The sequence below is a fragment of the Candidatus Bathyarchaeia archaeon genome (assembly GCA_035935655.1).
GTDB lineage: Archaea > Thermoproteota > Bathyarchaeia > 40CM-2-53-6 > 40CM-2-53-6 > 40CM-2-53-6.
In genome coordinates this window covers 1-21,227 of the sequence record DASYWW010000015.1, presented here as the reverse complement: position 1 = coordinate 21,227, position 21,227 = coordinate 1, and the positions used below count along the sequence as shown (strand labels likewise).

23 protein-coding genes and 2 tRNA genes are annotated in these 21,227 nt (G+C 52.2%); 9 read left to right on the top strand and 16 right to left on the bottom strand.

The window, feature by feature from the left end; all coding sequences use genetic code 11:
• Positions 1–20: 20 nt before the first annotated feature.
• The 4 genes from VGS11_03350 to VGS11_03335 all read left to right on the top strand — a co-directional run bounded on the left by VGS11_03350 (position 21) and on the right by VGS11_03335 (position 5,011).
• Positions 21–2,843 carry a DEAD/DEAH box helicase gene (locus tag VGS11_03350; protein ID HEV2119132.1) on the top strand — a complete coding sequence of 941 codons (2,823 nt, stop codon included), beginning with the start codon at positions 21–23 and terminating at the stop codon, positions 2,841–2,843.
• A gap of 6 nt (positions 2,844–2,849) precedes the next feature.
• On the top strand, positions 2,850–3,986 hold the full coding sequence (locus tag VGS11_03345; GenBank protein ID HEV2119131.1) for a hypothetical protein: 1,137 nt from the start codon (positions 2,850–2,852) through the stop codon (positions 3,984–3,986).
• 18 nt (positions 3,987–4,004) lie between these two features.
• A complete protein-coding gene (locus tag VGS11_03340; GenBank protein HEV2119130.1) occupies positions 4,005–4,445 on the top strand; it encodes a thioredoxin family protein in 441 nt (146 codons plus the stop codon).
• Positions 4,446–4,519: 74 nt separating this feature from the next.
• Positions 4,520–5,011, top strand: coding sequence for a hypothetical protein (locus VGS11_03335; GenBank protein ID HEV2119129.1), 492 nt, complete (start codon positions 4,520–4,522; stop codon positions 5,009–5,011).
• Here VGS11_03335 and VGS11_03330 read toward each other — a convergent pair.
• From VGS11_03330 to albA, 3 genes are all read right to left on the bottom strand, one after another.
• Complete coding sequence (locus VGS11_03330) at positions 4,997–5,683, bottom strand: hypothetical protein (GenBank protein HEV2119128.1); 687 nt, start codon at positions 5,681–5,683, stop codon at positions 4,997–4,999. The genes VGS11_03335 and VGS11_03330 overlap by 15 nt on opposite strands.
• 584 nt (positions 5,684–6,267) lie before the next feature.
• Complete coding sequence (locus VGS11_03325) at positions 6,268–7,614, bottom strand: acetyl ornithine aminotransferase family protein (GenBank protein ID HEV2119127.1); 1,347 nt, start codon at positions 7,612–7,614, stop codon at positions 6,268–6,270.
• Between the two features lie 62 nt (positions 7,615–7,676).
• A complete protein-coding gene (albA, locus tag VGS11_03320) occupies positions 7,677–8,003 on the bottom strand; it encodes a DNA-binding protein Alba (GenBank protein HEV2119126.1) in 327 nt (108 codons plus the stop codon).
• A 148-nt stretch (positions 8,004–8,151) separates the two neighbouring features.
• Between albA and VGS11_03315 the strand changes: the two genes are divergently transcribed.
• The gene (locus tag VGS11_03315; protein ID HEV2119125.1) at positions 8,152–8,478 is read left to right on the top strand and encodes a hypothetical protein; all 327 of its coding nucleotides are present in this window, start codon (positions 8,152–8,154) and stop codon (positions 8,476–8,478) included.
• Positions 8,420–9,478 carry an MBL fold metallo-hydrolase gene (locus VGS11_03310; GenBank protein HEV2119124.1) on the top strand — a complete coding sequence of 353 codons (1,059 nt, stop codon included), beginning with the start codon at positions 8,420–8,422 and terminating at the stop codon, positions 9,476–9,478. The genes VGS11_03315 and VGS11_03310 overlap by 59 nt, the downstream gene beginning before the upstream one ends.
• A gap of 26 nt (positions 9,479–9,504) precedes the next feature.
• Here VGS11_03310 and VGS11_03305 read toward each other — a convergent pair whose 3' ends face one another.
• From VGS11_03305 to VGS11_03290, 4 genes are all read right to left on the bottom strand, one after another.
• Positions 9,505–9,687 (bottom strand): preprotein translocase subunit Sec61beta, encoded by a 183-nt coding sequence (locus VGS11_03305; protein HEV2119123.1) that lies wholly within the window; start codon positions 9,685–9,687, stop codon positions 9,505–9,507.
• Between the two features lie 58 nt (positions 9,688–9,745).
• Positions 9,746–11,065 carry a serine hydroxymethyltransferase gene (locus tag VGS11_03300; GenBank protein HEV2119122.1) on the bottom strand — a complete coding sequence of 440 codons (1,320 nt, stop codon included), beginning with the start codon at positions 11,063–11,065 and terminating at the stop codon, positions 9,746–9,748.
• 139 nt (positions 11,066–11,204) lie between these two features.
• Positions 11,205–11,684, bottom strand: coding sequence for an iron dependent repressor, metal binding and dimerization domain protein (locus VGS11_03295; GenBank protein HEV2119121.1), 480 nt, complete (start codon positions 11,682–11,684; stop codon positions 11,205–11,207).
• Between the two features lie 49 nt (positions 11,685–11,733).
• On the bottom strand, positions 11,734–12,102 hold the full coding sequence (locus VGS11_03290) for a hypothetical protein (protein ID HEV2119120.1): 369 nt from the start codon (positions 12,100–12,102) through the stop codon (positions 11,734–11,736).
• A gap of 229 nt (positions 12,103–12,331) precedes the next feature.
• On the opposite strand from VGS11_03290, the gene VGS11_03285 reads away from it, so the two are divergent.
• Positions 12,332–13,771, top strand: coding sequence for an MFS transporter (locus VGS11_03285; GenBank protein ID HEV2119119.1), 1,440 nt, complete (start codon positions 12,332–12,334; stop codon positions 13,769–13,771).
• Positions 13,772–13,825: 54 nt separating this feature from the next.
• On the opposite strand, the gene VGS11_03280 is transcribed toward VGS11_03285, so the two are convergent.
• The 5 genes from VGS11_03280 to VGS11_03260 form a co-directional block, all read right to left on the bottom strand.
• Positions 13,826–14,554, bottom strand: coding sequence for a hypothetical protein (locus VGS11_03280; protein HEV2119118.1), 729 nt, complete (start codon positions 14,552–14,554; stop codon positions 13,826–13,828).
• A 124-nt stretch (positions 14,555–14,678) separates the two neighbouring features.
• A complete protein-coding gene (locus tag VGS11_03275) occupies positions 14,679–15,230 on the bottom strand; it encodes an LPXTG cell wall anchor domain-containing protein (protein HEV2119117.1) in 552 nt (183 codons plus the stop codon).
• A 275-nt stretch (positions 15,231–15,505) separates the two neighbouring features.
• On the bottom strand, positions 15,506–15,925 hold the full coding sequence (locus VGS11_03270; protein ID HEV2119116.1) for a hypothetical protein: 420 nt from the start codon (positions 15,923–15,925) through the stop codon (positions 15,506–15,508).
• Positions 15,926–16,045: 120 nt separating this feature from the next.
• Positions 16,046–16,134: transfer RNA gene (locus VGS11_03265), tRNA-Thr, on the bottom strand.
• Positions 16,135–16,191: 57 nt separating this feature from the next.
• On the bottom strand, positions 16,192–17,397 hold the full coding sequence (locus VGS11_03260; protein HEV2119115.1) for a phosphoglycerate kinase: 1,206 nt from the start codon (positions 17,395–17,397) through the stop codon (positions 16,192–16,194).
• Positions 17,398–17,526: 129 nt separating this feature from the next.
• Here VGS11_03260 and VGS11_03255 point away from each other — a divergent pair.
• Positions 17,527–17,653 (top strand) — tRNA-Met (locus VGS11_03255).
• Between the two features lie 206 nt (positions 17,654–17,859).
• Here VGS11_03255 and VGS11_03250 read toward each other — a convergent pair.
• Positions 17,860–18,873 (bottom strand): transposase, encoded by a 1,014-nt coding sequence (locus VGS11_03250; protein HEV2119114.1) that lies wholly within the window; start codon positions 18,871–18,873, stop codon positions 17,860–17,862.
• Between the two features lie 236 nt (positions 18,874–19,109).
• Between VGS11_03250 and VGS11_03245 the strand changes: the two genes are divergently transcribed.
• On the top strand, positions 19,110–19,451 hold the full coding sequence (locus VGS11_03245; GenBank protein ID HEV2119113.1) for a hypothetical protein: 342 nt from the start codon (positions 19,110–19,112) through the stop codon (positions 19,449–19,451).
• Positions 19,452–19,457: 6 nt separating this feature from the next.
• Here VGS11_03245 and rpiA read toward each other — a convergent pair whose 3' ends face one another.
• The 3 genes from rpiA to VGS11_03230 form a co-directional block, all read right to left on the bottom strand.
• Positions 19,458–20,159 (bottom strand): ribose 5-phosphate isomerase A, encoded by a 702-nt coding sequence (gene rpiA, locus VGS11_03240; protein HEV2119112.1) that lies wholly within the window; start codon positions 20,157–20,159, stop codon positions 19,458–19,460.
• An 11-nt stretch (positions 20,160–20,170) separates the two neighbouring features.
• Positions 20,171–20,851 (bottom strand): hypothetical protein, encoded by a 681-nt coding sequence (locus tag VGS11_03235; GenBank protein ID HEV2119111.1) that lies wholly within the window; start codon positions 20,849–20,851, stop codon positions 20,171–20,173.
• 75 nt (positions 20,852–20,926) lie between these two features.
• Positions 20,927–21,227 (bottom strand): zinc ribbon domain-containing protein (locus tag VGS11_03230; protein HEV2119110.1); only part of this gene is annotated, 301 nt, incomplete at its 5' end.

The following is a 21,227-nucleotide window of genomic DNA, read 5'->3' as shown; positions in this document are numbered from 1 at the left end:
GCGGACGATTAGTAGAGTAGATGCGGAGCTCGGCATTCTCAACCCTCAAACCCCCAGTCCTACAGAGGCTTGAGAAAGAAGGCTTCCTAGAGGCCAGCCCAATCCAAGAGCTCGCCATACCCGCAATTCTAAGCGGCGAAAACGTCCTACTCATCGCTCCAACAGGCACCGGCAAGACCCTCGCCGCTATGCTCCCCGTACTAGACAAGCTCATCGAAGCGAGAGCTGAAGCAAGATCTCGAGGGATATCCGTGCTCTACGTAACCCCGCTACGTGCTCTCAACAGAGACCTTCTGCGCCGACTCGAGGAGATGGGAAAGGATCTGGACATCAAGATCCAGGTCCGTCATGGAGACACTCCGATCAGCGCGAGGTCTCGACAGGCAAAGAGCCCGCCCGATGTCATGATCACGACTCCCGAGACCCTCCAAGCTATCCTGATCGGGAAGAGAATGAAAGAACATCTCCGTTCGGTTAGGTGGGTCGTAGTTGACGAAGTCCATGAGCTAGCGACTGACGAGAGAGGTGTCCAACTATCATTCGCACTAGAACGACTCAGAGAGCTCACAGGCGTTGAGTTCCAGAGAATCGGACTGTCCGCCACCATCGGAGAGCCTGAGCGCATCGGACAATTTCTCGTCGGGACGGGACGAAGAGTTGCAGTACTCCGTTCTGATGAGACTAGGGAACTTCAGATCAGCGTCCGTTCCGTTCATCCCAGCTCCGGAGATCAGAAGGAATCAGTCAACCTGGGTCTACCGGCCTCTACCGTTTCTCGAGCTCGAATGATACTCAATATCATCCAATCCCACAAATCCACCCTGGTGTTCACCAACACGCGCGAACATGCCGAGGCGTTAGCCGCCCAGATTCAGGCAATCGGAGCCGGGATTCCTGTCCGAGTGCACCACGGGTCTCTGTCGAGAGAGTTGCGGGAAGAAGCCGAGAAGGAATTCCAAGAAGGCAAACTCAAAGCCCTCATCTGCACAAGCTCTCTGGAGCTAGGGATCGACATCGGCACCGTCGACTTCATCATCCAATACACGTCCCCACGAGAAACGACGAGGCTAGTTCAGCGCGTCGGTCGCAGCGGACACACTCTAGGCGGAACTTCTCGCGGAGTCATTCTAACCATCAACACGGACGACATACTAGAATCCGCGGTTCTGATTCAGCGAGCCAGAGAGGGAAGGCTAGAGCGGCCGATCATTCATGAGAACGCCTACGATGTTCTCGCCCACCAGATAATCGGCCTACTGCTTCAGAAAGGTCGAATGACAATTGAGGAAATCGGCGAAGTCGTCCATCGCTCCTACCCGTTTCGCGAAATAGATCCAGTAGAACTCGGCCGCGTTATCGCCCAGCTCGATGAGTTGAGATTGTTGAGAAAGTTCGACCAGTTTCTCACGGCTCGCAATCCTAAGGCAATTCAGTATTATTTCACCAACCTCTCGGTCATACCCGACGTTCAGAAGTACACAGTGTTCGACTTCTTTCGAAAGAGGCGTATCGGAAGTCTTGATCAAGACTTTGTCGCGCGAAGATGCGCCAGCGGGACAGAGTTCATTCTGCACGGTCAGACTTGGAAGGTTCTATCCGTAGACGAGGAGCAGTATCATGTTGAGGTGGAGGCGGCCCCTCCAAGCCTAACCGCAATTCCCGGCTGGGAGGGAGACATGATCCCTGTCCAGATTGACGTCGCCGAAGAAGTTGGGCGCGCGCGAAGAGTCCTATCGGATGGAATTCTACCTGAAGGCTTTCTTGAGAAGAGCGAGATTGAGCGGGTGGAGTCCACACTTTCTGCTCAGAAGCGTCAGGCTCCGATTCCTTCCGATCAGCTCGTCCTTGTTGAGAGTTTTGAGAACAGCGTGGTGGTCCACTCTTGCTTCGGAAACCTCGTCAACGAGACTCTCGCAACAGCGATGGCTGCCTTGTTCGGGTCCCGGTTGGGCTCCAACATCGGCACACAGGTCGACCAGTATCGATTCGCCCTCATCTTTCCACGTCCCGTCAGCGCGCTGTTAGTGGCAGAAGAATTCAGAAAACTTTCCGCTGACGATATGGAGAAGATCGTTCGAGATACCATCGATGCTTCCGACTTGTTCGCTTGGAGGCACTGGCACGTCCTGCGGAGACTTGGCGCAGTTGGTCGAGAAGCAGAGTACAAGGCTCGCCAGGCACGTCTCTTGGTTGACATCTTCAAGACATCCATTGCGAATGATGAGGCTCGAAGAGAACTCTTCACAGAGAAACTCGACGTCAAAGGCGCCAGAAGAGTTCTCGAAAGAGTTGGACTAGGGGAGATTGCGATCGAAACTATCCGGGACGTTGGTCAATGTACCCCGTTTGCTCTTCCAATTCTAGACAGGATCGTTCCACACGGTCTACTCAGACCGGCAGTCGAAGAAGCTTCCATCATCGAGGTCGTGAAGAGCAGACTACTGTCAACCAATCTACGACTTCTCTGCATGAACTGCGGCGAATGGGACAGCATCCGAGGAGTTGACACTCTACGGGACGTAGTACGATGTCCGAAATGCCGATCATCCTTGGTCGCTGCAACATACCGAAGCAACGATGCGCTCGGCCCGATCATCAACAAGAAAAAGAGAGGAACTAAGTTGACTCCCGAGGAGGAGAAGGAATGGATGACGGCATGGCGGTCCGCTGGACTGATTCAGAATTACGGAAAGAGAGCGGGCATAGTTTTGGCAGCTAGAGGTGTTGGACCAACTACCGCGACTCGAATTCTCAGAAACCGTTTGGGGAGAGAAGATGACTTATACCTGAGCGTTCTAAGGGCCGAGCGAGACTTCGAGCGTACCCGAATGTTCTGGGACTAGAACCTCATGATAGACTCTTCCGAGAATCTTCTCAATCAAATCCTTGCAAAGAACCCGGATCTCCCAAGAGAGGAACTCCTCTCGATGATAGAACGGAAGAAGCTAGAATCGCATGGCCTGCTGTCCGACGAAGGAGCTGTTCGACTTCTAGCACAGCAGCTTGCGGGTTTATCGGGTGAATCGATTAACATCTCAGATCAACGGATTTCAAGCGTCCAGGCGGGGCTCTCGGACGCAACAATCTCGGGAGAAATTCTCTCGATAAGTCAGTTGCGTGAATTTCAGCGGTCCGACGGGTCTGTCGGCAAACTTGTCAGGGTCAAACTGAAGGACAGCTCTGGCCAGATCACCTGTGTTCTGTGGGACGCTACAGCGGAAATCGTCGAGAAAGAACAGCTCGGAAACGGGTCCAAGCTCCGCTTTTCGCACGGCTACACCAGGCTGGGACTTGCGGGCGAGGTCGAGTTTCACCTTGGATCTCGTAGCAGTATCGAAATCCTGAGCAAAACCCCGATGGCAGGTCTCGCACTCAGTTCCCTCGGAGCGCAGGAGAGCCCGTCAGCCAGCGTCTCTCCCGAATCAGTGCGGGTCCGTATTAGAAAGTTGCAGAAAAGCCGAGGAGAGAACGGTCCAGCCTGGGCATTGTGCGAGAACGAGGAAGGTCTCACGATGGCGAAGTTCTGGGATTCTAACATGGAAACGGTTCTTTCGATGGGAGAAGGAAGCGTAATCACAATCAAGAATCCATGGATCACAGAGCGGAATGGAATGGTTTACTTGAACGCTGGAGCAAGATCCTCTATTACAAAAGAGACACTCGTCGATATCGAGTCTCCTCCTCCTGTCACAATCGCATCGATCAAACCGGGTCCCAAGCTCTACACTACACGTGGAGTGGTCGTTGAGCGATCTGAGTCTCGGGAGATCGAGACGAGGGAAGGTCGGAGAACAAGGGTCTCAAATATTAGGGTGGAAGATGGTACAGGTAAGATCAGGATCGCCCTGTGGGATAATCATGCCCAAATTGTGGAAAGCCTAAGAATGGGAGACGCGATAAGATTGACAGGCATCAAGGCCCGAGAATCATCGAACGGAGAACTGGAAGCGTCGACCGTGTTTCTAACCCAGATCGAGAAATCATAGAGATTCTGCTGAAAGCCCATGATGGCGCTAAGAGTAGGAAAGGACCCTTTCGACTACATCAACGAGGTCAAAGTCGAGAAGTCGCGTCAGTCTATGAAGCGTCGACTACAGGAGTACCGTCCCAAAGCTAACTCGATAGACACGCTTGAAAGGGTTGACGAGAAACATCACTTGATTGTGTTCTCGGCAGACTGGTGCTCCGACTGCGTCGCCTACATCCCAGGTCTGGCGAAGTCATTGATAATGGCGAAGAACAATATGCTGCAAGCTCGCGTTGTGGACTATGACGCTTACCGGGACATGGCAGAGGAATTCAACATCCGGGCAATCCCTACCATTATTGTTTACGACAAGAACTGGAAGGAAATGGGAAGATTCGTTGAGACCCCGAAAAAATTCGGCACCGTCGAAGAGGAGCTCTGTGCAATTCTAGGTTCAAAGAGCCCAGCCAAGATCTAGCAAATCCGGGACTGATCAACGAGGGAAGCAGTTCATGTTGCAGAGTTAAATGTGGACGTTCAAGAAATCTTGACTTGGTTAGCGTGAAGTTTCGACGGCGCTATCTCGCGGTCCCAATATTCTTGATGGTCTTGTCCGCATTCCTCATGGTCCGGTTTAATGCAACGAACCAGTCCGCTCCACAACGAGTGGCGGCGCCTCCGTCGCCTCAATGTCGGAAAGGTGATCCTTTGGCAGGAGTGTCCAATCCTCTCCGCCTACGGGTCATCTCAAACTGCGAGGTGGCAAGCGGAGTGGTGAAGTCTGTCACTCTTCGGAATGACAGTGATTCGCGAATCGATGTTAGTGTTAGTTCACAATATGAGAAACTGCTCGATGTTGGAAATCTCAACAACCAGAATGGCTGGCTAGTGTTGGAGCTGATCCCCCGAGGTCAAGCCGCGATCGCGGTACCTCTCGTTGGCAGGCAGATCACTTTCGTAGGACCGCTGGTCTATGATTCTGTGAATTCTTGGAATGCTATCTACCCGGTTTGGTCGATTCAAGCCGGACTAGATGAGTCGTGATAATAGTAAGATTAGTCCGATAGTGTAGGCCGCTGCCCTATGAATCTTCAACAATAGCCTGGCATTTTTCGTCATGTCGCCGCTGTATTCTTTCTCGTTTGTTAGCACGGCCATGTGGTGCATCTCGACTACCGTTATTCCGAGGAAGACCGCCAAGCCAAGGCCTAAGAGATCTATTCGTGTTGCTTGAATGTAGTAGCTAGCTAGGACGGGCATGAAACCCCAGGCTAAGCCAAAGCCGGGATAGGTGTGGAGCCACTTGGGTTTCTCTATGGGATAGAAGAGGGCGAAGAATCCTCCGAGGATTACGAACACGAGGAACCATAGGGAGTAGAGGAATGACATGTAGACTCCCACGGCCATGCCTGCTAGCACCGCAAGAACGCCAGCTGCTCTGATAGCTCCTCGGTTCATTTTTGGGAAGTAGGGGAGATACTTGTCCTTGCTCGCTGTTATGTCGATATAGTGTGCTCCGATGACTAGGCCGAAGAATCCCGCTAGCATTGTCAATAGGTAACGGTAAATGTGGAACTCGGGAGCGAGCGTCGCGGCGACTGTGACCCAGGAGAAGAGGACGGTGCTGAATGGCCAGCGGAGACCGAACCACCAGACATTCTTCTTCCAGATTCCGACAAGGTCAGGTTCAACCTTGGGTAGGACCGGTTCGCCCATATTCTGAGCTTCTAGTCCACATATTTAGCAAAATAACTGTCCTTGCTGGCGCCGGCCCTGCGAGACTTCTCGGTTCTGATCCCAAATTCGCCTATTATCAGCCCTGATCACGATTCTAGGACTACCCCTAGATTTCGCTCTGGAATCGTTCGGGAATGGCAATGATAACTCCCGCAAACGTCTTCTCATCTAAGCCTGAATCGTGCCCGGAATCGGGAGATTCGCCTGGAATCGGTGCCAGGCAGGAAATCTTTCACTGCAAAAGGGGGGTACTAGCGAGCAGACCTGGCGACGCAAGAGTGCTTTCGGCGGTCCCGTGTGAAGTTAGCAAACCCCTGAAGATTTCAAAAAAGTACTCCTCCTTGCTCGACAATCTTGTTTGAAACCTAATTTCTCTTCTTCTAACCATTTCTTTCTGTAAACATTTCTTTTTCGCTAGCTCCTATATGACCCCCCGTGTGCCTGATTTTCCCGCGCCCCGCCCTTCGTGAAACACGGAGAATTCCACGTTCAGCACAACCTTACGGGCCGCTCTTCCTTCGTGGACTCCTGGAGGAGACCGTCTATGATCGAAGGAAGTGCCTCTACTTGGTGGATTTGGCTACTTCCTTTACCGCGCCTTCCAGAATCTCTAGTCCAGAATCCACAAGGTCCCGAGTTATGATTAGCGGAGGTGCGATGCGGAGCGTCGAGTGTCCTGCAGTGATCATTGCTAGTCCTCGTCGGAACGATTTCATCATGATCTCGTGCGCCTCGTTATCACCTGACTCTTTGGTCTTCGGATCCTTCACAATCTCCGCGCCGATCATCAGCCCCTTCCCTCTAACATCGCCGATAATATCGTATTTCTCCTGCATCTCCTTCAAGCGTTTGATCATGTAGTCGCCTTGTTTGGTCGCGTTCTCCATCAAGTGCTCATCTCTGATCGCATTGATGACTTCGAGGGCCGCGGCACACGACACCGGATTCCCACCGAACGTGTTAGCATGAGACCCTCCCTCCCAGTCCATCAACTCAGTGTTCGCAACCGTCGCACCAATTGGCATCCCAGACGCGAGCGCCTTTGACGTAGTGATAATATCCGGTTCTACACCCCAGTGCTCGATCCCGAACCAGCGTCCAGTCCTTCCCATCCCAGACTGAACCTCGTCGTCAACCATCAGGATCCCATTCTTGTCCAGCAATTTTCTCAGCCGCTGGAAGTAGTCAGCTGGAGGAACTACGTATCCGCCCTCTCCCTGAACTGGTTCGATGAAGAACGCGGCAACATCTTCCGGCGGGAGATACTTGTCGAGAACTTGTTCCTGGATAAAATCGACACAGTACATGTCGCACTCAGGATAGGTCATCTTGAAGGGACATCTATAGCAATAGGCAAACGGAACATGCGTGTCACCAGGAACCATCGGAAAGAAGTGACGACGTTGAACCGGCTTGCTGGCGGTAAGGCTCAACGCTCCCAGAGTTCTCCCATGGAAAGCGCCGATGAAGCTGAGAAAGCTGTGCTTACGAGAATGCCATTTGGCCAACTTCATCGCAGCTTCAATGGCCTCTGTGCCGCTATTGCTTAGGAAGACTTTCTTCTGGAAGTTTCCCGGAGTTATCTTCACTAGCTCTTTTGATAGTTGGACGACTTTTTCGTAGTAAAAGTCCGTCCACGAATAATGAATCAGTTTCTCGGCCTGGGCCTTTATTGCACTCACGACTTTCGGGTGAGAATGACCCACAGCTAGACAAACAAGACCTGAGTTGAAGTCGATGAACTCGTTTCCATCAACATCCTTTACGATGCACCCTTGGCCTGATTCAGCTGCGAGAGGGTAGAATCTGACAAGGGACGGCGAGATCAGAGCTTCGTCCTCTTTGAGCAACGCTCTGGCTTTCGGTCCTGGAGGAGTAACAACAATCTTTGGATATTTCGCGGCCGGCATCGCTATCGCGCGCCCTGCCATGAGAGCGGCTAATAAGATTGGCGCAGATTATCTGTTCTAGCCTAATTGCCTAGAGTAATCTCTATCGTTGAGAGACTCGCCATCGATCCATCTTCCCGTTGAACCTCTTCGGTCCCTATGTCCACAGAATGAATTTGGACATTCTTGAAGAAGGCTCTTCTCAGCATCTCAACCGTCTCGACAGCTTTGTTGATGGATTGGCCGCGAGCCCGGACCATGACTTCTGGAACGCCAGTGTTGAAAAGTGTTACGCAAGCAACCACATAGTTCATCGTAGGCTTCTTACCAATCCTGACAATGTTTGGCGCTACTTCTTCTACTTCTTCGAATCCATCCTCGATGTCCGTCTCGGGCAAAGTGTTTGACATGGTGTCGCCTGTGCGATTGTGGTTGGTTACCTGTTCCCCGCAGATTAACCTTGCCAAACCGGGACTGTTTGATGCGAGGACTGACTCGTGATAGAATCGCTATTTTCGTTCTGTTTTTCCTGAGTCCTGCTTTTAAAGGACCGGCCGAGTGAGTCCTCTCCCTTCGGACGTGATCTCGCGATCCTTGGACTCTGCCAGCCCTACAGTATTCCACATGCTGGAAAGGCTGGTAGGCAAGAAAGTGTTGGCTGTCATCAATCGCGACTTTGGCTATGAGGGAAAGGTCGCGGTTGTCTCGCATCAGCCGCCCGGAATCTGGCTGTCTGAGTCTGACGCGGTGATTCTACGTTCGACAGTCGTCAGCCCGATCCCCCAGATTGTAAACAGGGAGCCGAAGGGCGAGATTTTCCTGCATCTTGACGCGATCCAGAGGCTTGAGACGATTTCAGAAGGGAAGGCCAACGCGCGGCGATAAGTTCGCCTGGCTCGACGGCCTAGTCGTCGCCACATCCAACGTCACAATCGTCCTAGACCCTATCAAGCTCCGCAAGCTCTCCCCCAAGTCGAGAGTCCTGGTCTCCCATGCGCACAGCGACCACACCCGCGGATTCGGACATAAGGGAACAAAACAATCCACCATCGAGACAAGAGAAATCCACAGCGCTCTAAACTCTCACAAGGTCTCGAATTTCAAACCGATTGATCTCAACCACAAGGTCACCATAGACGACATAGAAGTAAAAGCCCTGAACGCTGGGCACATGCTCGGATCAGCCCAGTATCTACTACACACACCCTCAACGTCGATACTTTACACTGGAGACATTAACTGCGTTGACACACTCACAACAAAAGCAGCACAGCCCCACAAATGCGATGTACTAGTCATCGAAGCAACCTACGGCTCGCCATTCTACCATTTTCCTTCTAGGGAGACCATCTACGCCGGCGTTGTAGAATGGGCAGTCGAGATGATAAAGCAGGGGTGCATCCCGTGCCTACACGTCTACGCGGCAGGTAAGGCCCAAGAAATCGTCCGTCTATTCAATCTCTACACGCACCTGCCTGTGATCGTTAATCCCGTTCTAGACGGAGTCAACACCGCTTACCGAAAAGGCGGTCACGCCTTGGAGTGGATGACCTCAACCTCCACCGACGGAAGCGAAATTCTTGAGAAGAATCCATGTGTCTACGTTACCACCCCAAACGATAGGAGGAGCATCGGCAGGAAAACTGGGCGCGCATATGCGACGGGATGGGCTCTCTCCCTCGGAGGGCGCACCGCAGCATTTCCCTTGAGCAGTCACGCCGACTTCGAGCAGCTAATGTCGTTTGTCAAAGCCTGCGAACCTGAGAAAGTCTACATTTTCACCGGTTTTGCCGAGGAGCTTGGTAGGTCGATCAAGTCGGAGCTTGGACTTGAGGCAAGTGGCCTGCCAGCGATTAACCAGAGAACATTGTTCGAAGATTACTAGCTCTCTAGTAACGATAACCGAATTGCTCAACTGACGGGCAGCAGGAAGTAGGCGATGAGCGCGAGAGCGACTAGACCCACCCCAGAGATGACAACGAGTTGGGGACTTAGCTTGATGCCTGGTGTGTCTTCTTCGAAAAATCGCAATAGTCCAGCGCTTGCTGCTGGCATCGGTGCCTCGTCTCGGCGTCTCTTCTCGCGCTTGGTCACAAGTCTCTATCCTTCTTTGTGTGCTCGAGTTGGCTGGCCTGTAATAAGGCTGGCGTGGCTAACGTAGTTGGATGTATTCATACGCGTCTCTTGTCGACTCGAACGCGTAATGTACTCTTGTGAATTCCTTCCGGAATTCGTTAACGTCCTTGCCGACCTTTTTCGGGTCTTCGTTCTTGACGACGATCCGGTGCATCATATGCGCTATCTCTTTCATTTCTGATTCTTTCATCCCGAGCCTGGTAACTTCTGAGACCCCGGCTCGTATTCCTCCCGGAGCTTCGAAGTGTCTTCCTTCCTTGATATCATAGGGGAGAAGGTTTCGGTTGAGAATAATGTTCGCATCCTCCAGTTTCTTCTCGATTGTCTTTCCATCGCCGTACTTCGTAATGTCCGCCACCAGCAGATGAGATTTAGTGAAGCCCTTCTTCTCGCCGAGAACTTTGAATCCGAACTCGTGGAGGGCTTGAGCTAGAGCTTTGCTGTTCTTCACAATCTGGGCAGCATACTCCCTACCATACGCGAGCATCTCAGCAAACATTATCGCTTTTCCAGCCAGATGGTGAAGGTGGTGGTTGCTTACATTGCCTGGAAAAGTTGCCTTCTTGATCGTGTCCGCGTTTTCCGGATGGGAAAGTATCATTCCACCCTGTGGTCCAGGCAAAGTCTTGTGGGTGCTGCACGTCATAGCGTCTACGCCTTCATGCATCGGGTCTTGGAATTGGTGACCTGCGACAAGGCCTGCGACGTGTGCGGCGTCGAAACAACTCTTGGTGCCGTGTTCTTGAAAAATCGGCACAAGTTCCTTGAGGGGATGTGGAAACGGAAGGACCGAGCCGCCGAACATGGCTAACGTGGGTCTCTTCCCTTCCGCGGCTAGTTTTTTGATCTTCTTCTCGGTCGCATCAACGTCAATGTTCATTTCTTCTGTATCGAATGGGAAATACTCGACGCCGAGTCCTCTCACCGAGCCAGCAGTTCCACCAAATTCTTTCTTGCCCATGCTGATGTGGCCTCCGGCTGGAATCGCTAACGCCATGATAGTATCACCAGGGCTCGTGAAAGTTGTGTAAGCAACTAGATTCGCGCACACTCCAGATATAGGCCGAACGTCAGCGAAGTCCACTTGGAATAGGTCCTTAGCGAGGTCGATGCAGATCTGTTCAACTTGATCAATGTATCGGCAACCCGCGTAGACTCTTTCGCCAGTCCAGCCTTCTGCGTAGCGATTACCAAAGTCGGAGAGGATGGCTTCTTTGACTGCGGGGCTAGGAATATTTTCGCTTGCGATTAGCGGCAGGGCTCCTGCGAACCATTCGTGATGGGCTTGTAGCAGCTGGAAGACCTGCTGGTACTTTTCCCTCGGCTGAACGACCATATTGGAGAAATGATTTCGTTCCTTGTTTAACGTTTCACAAGCTCAATCAGTTCTGGTTCCGTTCCTCGGGAGCTGCCCAAATTGCTAGACAATCCTCAAAAGTCGTCTTGTTCGGCTTGTAAAGAGGGAAGCTGCTGATTCAGACCTTTGCCTGCTTCCTAAACAGGCTCCACCATTGAGGGTTTAGATCCACATATTTGACGAATTTTGCCAGAAGATCCAGAGTGCGTGAGTCAATGTAGTGTTCCAAGCCTTCTGTGTCTTTCTGGGCCGATGTCTCCTCCACGCCGAATAGTTTGAGAAACGCGACAAGAAGGGCGTGGCGCTGTCCCAGAGCTCGGGCCATGTTTTCCCCTTCCTCGGTAAGAGTGATGCCACCGTATTTTTCGTGGAGTATGAGCTGTTCCGAATGTAGCCTGTCGAGCATTCCGGTGACTGTTGGCGGCCGAACGTGCAGGTGTTTGGCTATGTCGACAGGTTTCGCGTATCCTTTCTCACGGATTAGTTCGTAGATGATCTCCACATAGTCTTCTTTTCGAGGTGTCTGTCCTTTGGCGCTAGGTCTGTGGGCACGGGCTAGTTTCGCGAGTTGACCCTTTTCCGGTCTAGTTCGAGCCATTCTTCCCACACGTTGCGATTTGGACATTTGGCTTCCGAAGGATTCTCTTTCAGAGGTGAATGTGAAGGTTGAGACTGTCCCTGAGTTTGCGTAGTATCGGCTCAAGGGGGCCGGGTTCAAGGCTGATGGCGACAATCTGGTTGTTGTGAGGAAAGATGACGAGGTCGACTTTCTGATATTGTATGGAAATATGTGCGAGGGGTCCGCACTGGTTTTCCAGCTGGGAGAGCGTGTCCAGGATCATAGGTGGAACGCTGCTCATGAATTTCCGGTCGTACGTCTCAGGGGTTAGACTCATTACATTTGACCGCATTCGGGACTCTAGGAGTTTGCTGTTGCGGTCTAATAGGGCGACATAGCGTATTCGGGAGTCGAGCGCGAACAGTTCGTCGACGAGTCTAGTTTGGGGCCTACTCAAGCTGGAGTCATTCGCTCGTGCGTTTGCATGTTAAAGAAATGCTTTCGCCTCAGAAAAGAATAAGCAGAATGTCTGTCATGAGAGCTGATTCAGAGGACGGGCAGTTAGCGCTGATAGGTGTTTCATGGCGCCTAGCCTTCGAGATGTTGAATCCTAGGACTGGCGGCGGAGAAACCGTCATGGTTTCGGAGATTTTGGTCGGACTTTATATTACTGGTTTTAGGTTCTCTTGGAAAAATACTTCTGTTGCACGTCTGGGGTTCTCTTGGAGTACAAGTGGGTTGTTCTGACGGTCACCACCGTCGGAATTTTCATGGCGACCCTTGACTCCAGCATCGTGGTGGTTGGGCTTCCGCAGGTCGTCTCGGATCTAAAAACAAACCTTGTCGTTGGCGTCTGGATCATTACAATATATCGCCTCATGATCACAGTTCTCCTCGTCGGCATCGGGCGCTGGGCGGACATTCATGGGCGAGTCCGGCTTTACAACATGGGTTTCGCCATTTTCACGTTCGGCTCTCTCCTCTCCGGTCTTTCCCCCACCGCTGAAGCGCTTCTTGCCTTCAGGTTGGTCCAGGGCATTGGAGCTGCTCTGTTGTTCGTCAACAGTGTTGCGATTGTTACTGACGCTTTTTCCGGCAGGGATCTCGGGAAAGGAATCGGAATAAACCAGGTTGCGATCAACGCTGGCACAATAACAGGATACACTCTGAGCGGCGTGCTCATCCAGCTCTTCACTTGGCGTTCCATATTTCTCGTGAATGTTCCAGTGGGAATCTTTGGGACCTATTGGTCGCGGAAACGGTTGATGGAGATTTCCCGCCCGGCAGTAGGGGAAAAATTCGATGCCCCCGGAGCGATCACATTCTCCATCGCAATAACACTACTACTCTTGGGCCTCACTCTCGGCAGCCTAACGAATTTTGTAAACCAAGCCGTGGTTGGTACAAGCATCCTTTGCCTGGTATTCTTCGTAATGATAGAGCGAAAGGCCAAGTACCCAGCTCTCGACATGTCCCTGTTCAAGATCCGTCTGTTCACTGCGGGCAACATAGCCAACCTCCTGAGCGGACTGGCCTTCGCAGCTTTAGCGTTCGTAATGACACTTTACTTTCAACTCGTGAGAGGGTACGACCCCCTTCACGCAGGAATCTTCCTCATCCCTCTGGATGTAACTCTGATTCTTGTCGGGCCAATAAGCGGATGGCTCTCTGACAAATGGGGTGCCAGAGGGCTGAGCACTTTGGGCTTGCTCATCGCCTCTATCGGTTTCTTCGTTCTTTCCGGGTTCAATCTGGAGACACCTTATTCTCAGATAGCGCTTTGGCTGGCCGTTGTCGGGTTCGGTATTGGACTGTTTCGCAGCCCGAACGCAAGCTCTGTAATGGGCTCTGTTCCAAGCTCCAAACGCGGAATATCGTCGGGTGTAAGAGCCACCATTATCAACACGAGCATCGTCGCCAGCATTCCGCTTGTCTTGGCATTAATGACTGCAGATGTTCCGTACTCCAAGCTTGTGAACCTGGGAAGAGTGAGTGTGGGAGGGATTACTCAGCTGGCTGGCGGCGACGTAGGAATCTTCCTGGCTGGACTCCAGCACTCCCTCATCGTCCTGGCATTATTGATTTTGGGATCAGCAATATTCTCGTTCCTAAGGGGACCTCGTTGAGAATCCGTTAGGTTCATCACATGCTGAGGTCTTAGCACATCGCCAGAGAATCGTTCAGTCGTAACTAGACAGGGTTCCGCCCCAGATAGGATCTGGCCCGAACAAGTTGCTCGCATACCGAACTGCTGAGCTAGCTTGGACGCCCAGTGTCAACAGACCGGCAACAGCGGTAAAGACTCGATCATCATGAACGATGGTTATGCTGCCGTTCCACCCGATGAAAGACTTGGCACCTTTCTCAATGAATGCTTGAGCGAGAGAAGAGTCGCTCAGACTGTTGCATGCCATCACGAGAACGGTGGTTCCTGAGAAACGGCCACACATAAGCTGCGAAATGGCTTTCGGTGTCATCGCAAAATACGTGCGCCCATTGGCCTCGATAACGCCAAGATCATTTCTCACCTGATCGCTAACTCTTTGAGACCCATACTGGTCAGAGGTCGCGAAAGCCACTGGTGAAGCATCTCCCACGCGAATGTTTACTCCCTCCACTCGAAGGATGATTATCGAATAACCTTGGCTTGGCAGGTTGAAGAAGAAGTCAAGAGTTGCAGCTCCCTCGGAAAAATAGTCGAAACTGTATCCAGTCTCGTTCATGATTCTTCTGATTCCACTAACGAATTGGGGATGTGGATACAAAGAACTAAGCCCGTCTACTAGTGCAACCCTTTTCACTGAAGACTGGCTTGCTGGTCGTTGAGGATTGCCGACACAGTCATTCGTCGTGGATTGGTTGTTTCCGAGAAGCCCTGTGAGGCCACTGACATACGAGAAAGTCATCAAGGCGACGATTGCCAGTGCGAGAATCTTGAGTCTCTTGTGGTTGTGCGATATGGGGTTGGTGCTGCCGGTGTTAGGTTGGGACAGGCTGTGCGCGGCCTTTGTTGATGATCTTGTTGGCGGGGGTTTACAGTTTTTTCAGACTTGTCGCGGATCCGCCAGTTCTCGATCGGTTTCGTATGCCGTAGACTGCTGCTCCGATGAGGGCCAGCGCGGCCAGTCCAATCCCGGCGAAGGGTATTAGCTGGTTGCCTCCTGTCGTGGGGAGGCTAGTGCCGCCTACGCTTCCAGCAGGCTTCACATTCAACGTGAACTGGGTCGAGTTTGTTAGTCCTCCGCCCGAACCAAAGGCTGTAACAGTTACCGCACCAACGGGAGTGGAGAATGAGGTGGCGATTGTTAGAGTGCTTGTGAAGGTCGGGACTTGCGTCTGGGGGTTGAACGAGCAGGTTGCGCCTGTCGGGAGAGGTCCGCAGGACAGGAGAACAAACCCGGCTGTACCTCTCTCAAGTGTGACGGTTATGGTGTTTGATCCCTCGCCACCTTGGACAACGGCGATGTTGTTTGAGTTTGACATTTTGAAGTCGAACGTGGACTGGCTGGGAGATTGTATGCCGTGCGCGGCGTAGGGCAAGGCAGGAATAGTGGCCAGGACGGCCAGGACCGTAATTAGGGTCAAAAGCGGGGTTGAAGATCGGTTGATTCGAGATTTGCTGGGACTTGTTGTTTCGTTTGTTGAACGAGTCTCGATTGGTTTCAATTTCAGACCGGAATCGTGGAGTCCATTTACGCGTATTTAGATTTATCCGAGTTTGGAATGGCTGGCTGTACAAAGATAACTGCGGTGGACCAGAGTGACCTAGGAATGTCGAAAGTTCTCCTGAGCGACACCCGTGTGGAGGTCGGTTACGACGCGTGTCCGCCCCTCGCTCCAGACGATTGTAGGAGTCCTCATCAACGCCTTCCGATCCAGCCAAACCAGCCCCACCCGTGGTATGGGGCTCCTTCGAACAAGTCGAAGATTGTCTCCAAGGTTACCATCCCGAAGCCAATGAGATAGATCCCTATCAAGACTCCAAAGTCAGACAGCTTCGAAAAGCCAGCATAGTTCGATAGACCTGAAAAGAGTAGCCAAAAACCAAGAATCAATGCGCTTAAGCCGACGACAAATCCAACAATCCACTCCTTTCGTGCCACGTTGACATCGTGCTTCTCAAATCGGATCTCTCCTAGTGTCTCCTTCGCCGCATCCTCCTCGATACTCTGGTCAATTGATTCCTGCATTGGCGAGATATCGCGAAGATAGTAGCCGCATACCCCACAGGTTATGTCCTCGTCCGCCTCCAGCGATCCGCATCCAGGACACTTCTTCAAGGCGATTCGCCTGTTGTACGGGTACCTTGGTCTTGCTCATTAAGTCAGATCCATTTTGTTGGTTGGCATCGACCGGATTCCTGGAGTTTTTACGCCTGTGAATGTCCCGGGAGGCCTCATTGGAGCCCCGGATGGGGGTTGAACCCATGACCTACGGCTTTTTTTTTCGAGGTTACAAAGCCGTCGCTCTACCACTGAGCTACCGGGGCGATCATCGAACTGTCTCGGGACCCGTCTAAGATAAAATCTCTCGGCATGATCGTATTCTAGGCTGGCGGGTTTGGATTCCGCGTTCTTGCGGTCGCTCGCACAAGCGCATCTACACCCGGTAGGCTTTGGCCGGATAAGAGAGAGAGCATTGCACCGCCAGCGGTGCTGACGTGGCTGAATTTTTCTTCTATCCCATGAATTGATGCTAGGCCGACAAGGTGTCCGCCTCCGATAACCGTGTAGCCGTTACTCTCGGCCATTGACTCCAACAGTTCTTTCGTTCCTCTGTCGAACCCGTTTCTCTCAAACACGCCTAACGGGCCATTGGCGACCGCGGTCGCTGCTCCTCTTACGATCTTTGAATATTTCTCAAGCGTCTTAGAGCCGATGTCAAGAGCTTCCTCGTTCGTGTGCGGTGAGTTGACTGGGCGGTCGACTCTCTTACCCTGCTTGTCTTCGTACGCTAGGTCCAGCGGGGCTTCTATATGATCCGCGTATTTTTGCGTCAAGTTCTGTGCTCGGTCCATGAACTGTTTAATGTCCCGTATTTGTTCGTCATTGATCTTTGTCCTTACATCTCGTGCTCGTAGGAAAAGTTTCGCAGGTACCCCTCCAAGAAGGATCTTGTCTGCTTTTCCCCGCGAGAGTATATTTTCAATGACAGGAATCTTGTCCTCAACTTTTGATCCGCCGAGAGCATAGACGCATGGTCTCTTGGGTTCCTCGAGGAGAGTTGAGACCGCATTCAGCTCTCTTTCCATCAAGCGCCCGGCTGCGCTCGGCAACAATTCTGGTAGACCTGCGATGGATGGCTGGGACCTGTGGGCCGTCGCGAAAGCATCGTCCACGTACAAGTCGAATAGTGGTGCGAGGCGTCGGACGAAGTGTGTCTTGACGAGTTTTTCCGCTTTGTCGTCGATGTTTTCCTCCGCGCAAAATCTCAGGTTGTCGAGAACCAGTATCTCCCCGGGCTGGACCTTGTTGATCTTCTGGATGGCGTGAGGACCGATTACGTCGTCAACGAAACTGACCCGTTGCGAACAGTACTGCGCCAGAATGTTTGCATGAGGCTCAAGAGAAGTGAAGTCGTCCTTTCCAGGTCGGCTCTGATGGGAACCGAGGGTAACGCGCGCCTCATCCAGCTCGGTAAGGGTCTTGGAGGTGGCTCTGATCCGCGTATCATCAAGTATCTGGTGTGTCGAGGGATCTAGAGGGACGTTGATGTCAACTCTGAGAAAGACTCTCTTGTCTTTTGTTTCCACGTCATCGAGGGTCTGAAAGTCGTATTTTTTCAGATGAGCGTCTTCTCCCGAGCTCGAAGGCCGGGGCTGAGGTGTTGTTTAATGATTTGTCAGGAATGCTTTTAGCCGCAGTCGTTCGGCGGCTGTTCTGCCGGGGTGGCTCAGCCTGGTCAGACCCCGAAAGGGGAACCACAGCGCCGGACTCATATCTTCAGTGTGGGAGATCCGGAAGTCGCGGGTTCGAAAACACCTCTGTCCGAGACTCCCGCCCCCGGCATTCTCGGTCGTTCTTGAGAGCACGAATGTGGCGGTTTCCGTAACCCGTCACCGTTCTCAGCTTCTCACTATTTCTTGAGAACTGCTGACGAGAGCGCGACTGGGCACCTCCTCATGGTGCTTTGCTAGGGTTCTGTTAACTCTTCTTATGATGAGTTAGCTTCGGGACATCGACTCCGGGGATTACCGTAGGCGTCGGGTTCCCCTTCACTGCTTCAACTGCCCGCCTTGCGCCTCACTAATGTGAGGCAGGGAACGTGCGAACCTCACCCGTCCCCGCCGAGACAAGTTAACGGCCGCGACCATGTCCCGGTCCATTACTGTTCGACAATTGCTGCACCAGAGCTTGCGTTCTAGTCGCTTGTCTGATTGGAGTCTCTCCCCGCATCTCGGACAAGTCACACTCGAACCTCTGGTCTCACGCCTAGACAAACGGATTACTGGGAGGCCCATCCATCGCGCCTTGTACTCTATCTGTCGTTGAGCTTCACGGAAGCTCCAGCCGTTCATTTTACACCGATACTTTCTGCCCTGACCGTTACCCTTTCGATAGAGGGATCGGATGCCCTCGATGTTCTCGAGAACTATCGCTGTCTTCTGTTGATGTGCTAAGGTGACGATCGTCTTTGTGGCGTTGTGGAGTAGGTGACCGGTTCTAGCGGTTCTTCGCCGTCCATACTTGGACGCTATCGCCGTTCTTACTCTATGATCGTTTCGTCTGAAAGAGGATACTATGCGCACCGTGGTACTGGCTATACGCGCCGTCTCTGAGAGATCATAGTGAGTCGTCTCCTGGTCGTTTCCAACCGTGAGATTACGAAGATTGCGATCCACACCTACCGTGGAGGCGCATTCTATCCTGGGAGTGTCGCGGGCGATGCAGAGGCTCAACCTGTTCCCGGTGAGGGTGAAAGAGCGGACTATGACTCCCGGTTGTGATATGACCTCTAGCGTATGCTTGGTCAAGATTATGCTGGCGCGTTTCCCTCTTGATACAGGAATGCGCAAGTATCCGTTCTCTATCTTGAACCCGTAGCAGGAGACGAGCTGTTGTCTGAAGGCGTACGGGGTCCTAGTGGTGAGACCTCTCCTGACAGACTTCTTTCTAGCGGCCAGTATTCCTGCGGCGCGTGATATCGCGCAGAGCTTGTAGTAGCTAGGGGAATCGTACTGGGCCAACTGGCTATAGGAGAGGAGTGAAAGCCTTCTCAGCGAAGACACGTCGTTAGCTAGACCAACCCGTAGAGACTCGTTGACCATCCGTCTGAACACCTCCAGTAGTACAACAACCTCTCGCGATGGGGCACAATGCTGCCAGACCGACTTAACACCCAACACGACAAACAACGAGCGCCAAATCCTAAAGATAGGTCAGAGAGGCATCCGACGATAAGTTAACAGAACCTTTGCTAGTAAGGCTAATCTGTCTCATCATTGGAATCCCTCATGACTCCTCCTTGGTATTGGAAGAATGCCCCTTCTGTCACAAGTTCCTTGCCGCTGAGCTGCTGTCTAAGACTGTGATAGACACGGCTGAGGCGCTCAAGGAGAAGGACGTTTTCTTCAAGATGGGATTGCCAATCGAGACTGGAGAGAGGGTGGCTGACCATCCGGAGGCGTTTGTTACCTACAAATTTGCTTACAAATGTAGGGATTGCGGAAAGGAATGGACAAAGTTACGTCTTGAAGAGGTTGGGCTTCCCAGGGAATTTGTCGAGGATGAGGAGGAGAAGAGCGATTACGACGCTGATAGCGAGGCGGAGGAAGCTAGAGAGGAAGAGTACGCCAGGCAGGAATAACTTCTTCTAGCTTCGACGTAGGATGTCGACTTTTCCATCCTTTCGACCCACATAAGCCGTGTCGCACATCTCCAAGAAGAGTCCTGTCTCTATTACTCCTGGGATCTGTTTGAGTTTTTCGTTGATGATGTCTGGTCTTCGGAGGTTGCGGTAGTAGGCGTCGATGATCAGGTTGCCGTTGTCGGTTATTACTGGTCCGACTTTGCCGCCCGGTGCTTCTCGTAGTACTGCTTTTTCGGATATTTTCCGGATCTTGCCTAGTGTGGAGTGATAGGCGAAGGGTGTGATCTCAACGGGGATGGGTTGTTCTCCGCCTAGCGTCTTCGCGAGTTTTTTCTCGTCAATGATAATGACGAGTTTCTTGGTTGTCGCGTCGACTATTTTTTCTCTGAGGAGGGCTGCGCCGCCGCCTTTGACTAGATCTAGTGATCTCCACTGTACCTGGTCGGCGCCATCTAGTGCCAGATCGATTTCTATGTCCTCGGGTAGCGTGGTTGTTTTGAGGCCGAGTCTACGGGCGGCCATTTCCATCTGGTAGCTTGTTGGGACCCAGCTGATGTTGAGGTGTTCTTTCTTGATTCTTTCTGCTGCGAGGTCGAGTGCTTTGAGGACTGTGGTGCCGCTTCCGAGGCCGACGGTCATCCCGTTTCTGAGTTCCCGAACGGCCTGTGCGGCTGCGCTGAGCCGTGCTTTTTCTGTCCAGCTCATCTCTCGGTGGTCTAGCCTTCCGTTTCGATCTGTTCGAGTCGCTCCATGGCCTTAAGGACTTCTTCCCTGATGGTTTCTATCTTCTCTTCGGCCTTGTTTCTGGCCTTTTCTCTCGGGGGTTTTTCTTTTGGTGGTGGGTTTTCGGTTGTTGTTGTTGTCTCTGTCTGCTCAATCTTTGCGGGTGTGGATTTCGGCTCTACCGGCTTGGTATCTGGTGTGTTCGGTAGGTTGAGTGATGGGCGGATCTTTTCTATTCGGGCTTGTATGTCGAGGAAAGTTTCTTGGAATCTCTTGAAGAGATCTTCCTTGGCCGTTTCTAACTCGTAGAGGTCTACTGTTTTCTTGTAGGTGTCGATCTCGGCGTCTACGCGTTTGAGGTCGTTCTTGTAGGGTTGTATCATCTGGGTTTTTTCTGTCTCGTTGATTGTGCCCTTTGATTCTGCTTCGTAGATCTTTGTGAGTGCGTCTCCTATGATGTCTCGTTCTAGGTTGGCTACTCGGAGCCGGTTGCGTGCTTTTGCAATGTCGGCTTCGGTTACGGTTTTGCGGATTGTGTCGGGTATTGGGAACGGTTCTATCTTCGAGGAGAGAGGCGTCGTTTGCAGGGCGGGTTCCTCAATGGGTTTCTTTTTTCCGAATAGGATTAGTGTTGTGAGAAGTTGGAACGGGGCCTTGGAGCCCTTTCCCCGCAATAGAATCATTCCCGTAGCGATATTGTGGGCTAGGGCGGGCGGCGGATTATTATAGGTTTAGGGTTCCGTTAAATCCTAGCAGGATTGATTGTTGCCTTCGTTGGTCGTTGGACTTAACTTGCCTCCATCGACTTTGAGGATTAGGGTCGTGTTCTCCGGTTCCTGTTCCTCTACCATTGCTTCACCTGGAGGCCCGTTGGGGCTGAACCTCAGCCCTCCCGCGGCTATGTTTCTAGCCGCGTTCTCGTCCCTGTCTAGCGTGGCTCCACAGTGTGGACACCATAGTCTTCGTCTGGTGTTCTCTAGGGTCTTGTACCCGCATATTGAGCACCGTTTTGACGTGTCTCTAGCAGGAACGTAGATTACCTTCACTCCT

Excerpts from the sequence above, each read along its gene's own strand:
- VGS11_03340 (HEV2119130.1), top strand. The coding sequence starts at position 4,005 with ATGATGGCGCTAAGAGTAGGAAAGGACCCTTTCGACTACATCAACGAG.
- albA (HEV2119126.1), bottom strand. The coding sequence starts at position 8,003 with ATGTCAAACACTTTGCCCGAGACGGACATCGAGGATGGATTCGAAGAA.
- rpiA (HEV2119112.1), bottom strand. The coding sequence starts at position 20,159 with ATGAGCTGGACAGAAAAAGCACGGCTCAGCGCAGCCGCACAGGCCGTT.
- VGS11_03295 (HEV2119121.1), bottom strand. The coding sequence starts at position 11,684 with ATGGCTCGAACTAGACCGGAAAAGGGTCAACTCGCGAAACTAGCCCGT.
- VGS11_03350 (HEV2119132.1), top strand. The coding sequence starts at position 21 with ATGCGGAGCTCGGCATTCTCAACCCTCAAACCCCCAGTCCTACAGAGG.
- VGS11_03345 (HEV2119131.1), top strand. The coding sequence starts at position 2,850 with ATGATAGACTCTTCCGAGAATCTTCTCAATCAAATCCTTGCAAAGAAC.
- VGS11_03300 (HEV2119122.1), bottom strand. The coding sequence starts at position 11,065 with ATGGTCGTTCAGCCGAGGGAAAAGTACCAGCAGGTCTTCCAGCTGCTA.
- VGS11_03330 (HEV2119128.1), bottom strand. The coding sequence starts at position 5,683 with ATGGGCGAACCGGTCCTACCCAAGGTTGAACCTGACCTTGTCGGAATC.
- VGS11_03325 (HEV2119127.1), bottom strand. The coding sequence starts at position 7,614 with ATGCCGGCCGCGAAATATCCAAAGATTGTTGTTACTCCTCCAGGACCG.